Source organism: Mesorhizobium sp. M7D.F.Ca.US.004.03.1.1, from assembly GCF_003998635.1.
GTDB lineage: Bacteria > Pseudomonadota > Alphaproteobacteria > Rhizobiales > Rhizobiaceae > Mesorhizobium > Mesorhizobium loti.
Genome location: NZ_RZQG01000967.1, coordinates 1 through 2,144, shown reverse-complemented (window position 1 = coordinate 2,144; position 2,144 = coordinate 1). Strand labels below are relative to the sequence as shown.

The 2,144-nt window shown below is 61.2% G+C and carries 1 protein-coding gene; it reads left to right on the top strand.

Features of this window, described 5'->3' with window-relative positions; translation table 11 throughout:
* Positions 1–1,880: endopeptidase La (lon, locus tag EN935_RS32590; RefSeq protein WP_127374049.1), on the top strand; the 1,880-nt coding region annotated here is incomplete at its 5' end.
* Positions 1,881–2,144 lie beyond the last annotated feature (264 nt).

The window sequence follows — 2,144 nt, the reverse complement described above, 5'->3', positions numbered from 1 at the left end:
AGATTCCTGAAAAGCAGGAAATGCTGGCCACGCTCTCGGTCAAGGAGCGGCTGGAAAAGGCGATGGGCTTCATGGAAGCCGAAATCTCCGTCCTGCAGGTGGAGAAGCGCATCCGTTCACGCGTCAAGCGCCAGATGGAGAAGACGCAGCGCGAATACTACCTCAACGAGCAGATGAAGGCGATCCAGAAGGAGCTCGGCGAGGGCGAGGACGGCCGCGACGAAGCCGCCGAGATCGAGGCGCGCATCAAGAAGACCAAGCTCTCCAAGGAGGCCCGCGAAAAGGCGGAAGCCGAGTTGAAGAAGCTCAGGACGATGTCGCCGATGTCGGCGGAATCGACCGTCGTGCGCAACTATCTCGACTGGATCCTGTCGATCCCGTGGGGCAAGAACTCCAAGGTCAAACAGGACCTGGCTTTCGCGCAGAACGTGCTCGATACCGATCATTTCGGCCTCGACAAGGTCAAGGAGCGCATCGTCGAGTATCTCGCCGTGCAAAGCCGCCAGAAGAAGCTGAAGGGGCCGATCCTGTGCCTCGTCGGCCCTCCCGGCGTCGGCAAGACCTCGCTCGGCAAGTCGATCGCCAAGGCGACTGGACGTGAGTTCATCCGCATGGCGCTGGGCGGTGTGCGTGACGAGGCCGAGATCCGTGGCCACCGCCGCACCTATATCGGCTCGATGCCCGGCAAGGTCATCCAGTCGATGAAGAAGGCGAAGAAGTCCAATCCGCTCTTCCTGCTCGACGAGATCGACAAGATGGGCCAGGACTTCCGTGGCGATCCGTCGTCGGCGTTGCTCGAGGTGCTCGATCCGGAACAGAACTCGACGTTCATGGACCACTACCTCGAGGTCGAGTACGATCTGTCGAGCGTGATGTTCGTGACGACGGCGAATACGCTGAACATCCCGGCGCCCTTGATGGACCGCATGGAGATCATCCGTATCGCCGGTTATACCGAGGACGAGAAGATCGAGATCGCCAAGCGGCACCTGATGCCGAAGGTGATCCGCGATCACGCGCTGCAGCCGAAGGAGTTTTCCGTCGGTGAGGACGCGATCCGCGCCATCGTCCAGACCTACACCCGTGAAGCGGGCGTCAGGAGCCTGGAGCGCGAGCTGATGAAGCTCGGGCGCAAGGCGGTGACCGAGATTCTGAAGACGAAGAAGAAGACGGTGAGCATCACGGCGGCGAACCTTGCCGATTACCTCGGTGTTCAGCGCTTCCGCTTCGGTCAGGTCGAGGCTGACGATCAGGTCGGTGTCGTTACGGGTCTTGCCTGGACGGAAGTTGGCGGCGAGCTGCTGACGGTCGAAGGCGTCATGATGCCCGGCAAGGGCCGCATGACGGTGACCGGCAATCTGCGCGACGTGATGAAGGAATCGATTTCGGCAGCGGCCTCCTATGTCCGCTCGCGCGCCGTCGATTTCGGCATCGAGCCGCCTCTGTTCGACAAGCGCGACATCCACGTGCACTTGCCGGAAGGCGCCACGCCGAAGGACGGCCCGTCCGCAGGTGCTGCCATGGCGACAGCCATTGTGTCGGTACTGACGGGTATTCCGGTCCGGGCGGATGTGGCGATGACTGGCGAGATAACGCTTCGCGGCCGCATCTTGCCGATCGGCGGGCTCAAGGAGAAGCTGCTCGCCGCACTGCGCGGCGGCATCAAGAAGGTGCTGATCCCGGAAGACAACGCCAAGGACCTGGCGGAGATTCCGGACAATGTGAAGAACGGCATGGAGATTATTCCGGTCTCTCGGGTCGGTGAGGTGTTGCGCCACGCGCTGGTGCGTATGCCGGAGCCGATCGAATGGGTCGAACCGGTCAATCCGCCGGCCGCGACAGACAGTGCCGACGACGCTGGAAAGCCTCTGGCGCATTAGAGCGCCGCGCGTCCACTTGGACGCAAAGGACGCTCTAGTGCCTTGGACTTGCGTATGGTCCTTTCCGAAAACCGGCCACGGTTTTCGGGGCCATGCGTTGGTTTTCGCTAAGGTTGCAGTGCACAAACAGAGAGCCGGGCCTAGCGCCCGGCTTTTTCATGTGAAAAACCCAGCATTTCCGGGCTTTTTCCGCTTTTTTCCTGCCTTTTCGACTTGGTTGCGGGAACGCTTCTTTCTAAAGTCCGTTTCCTGCCGGATGAGTCG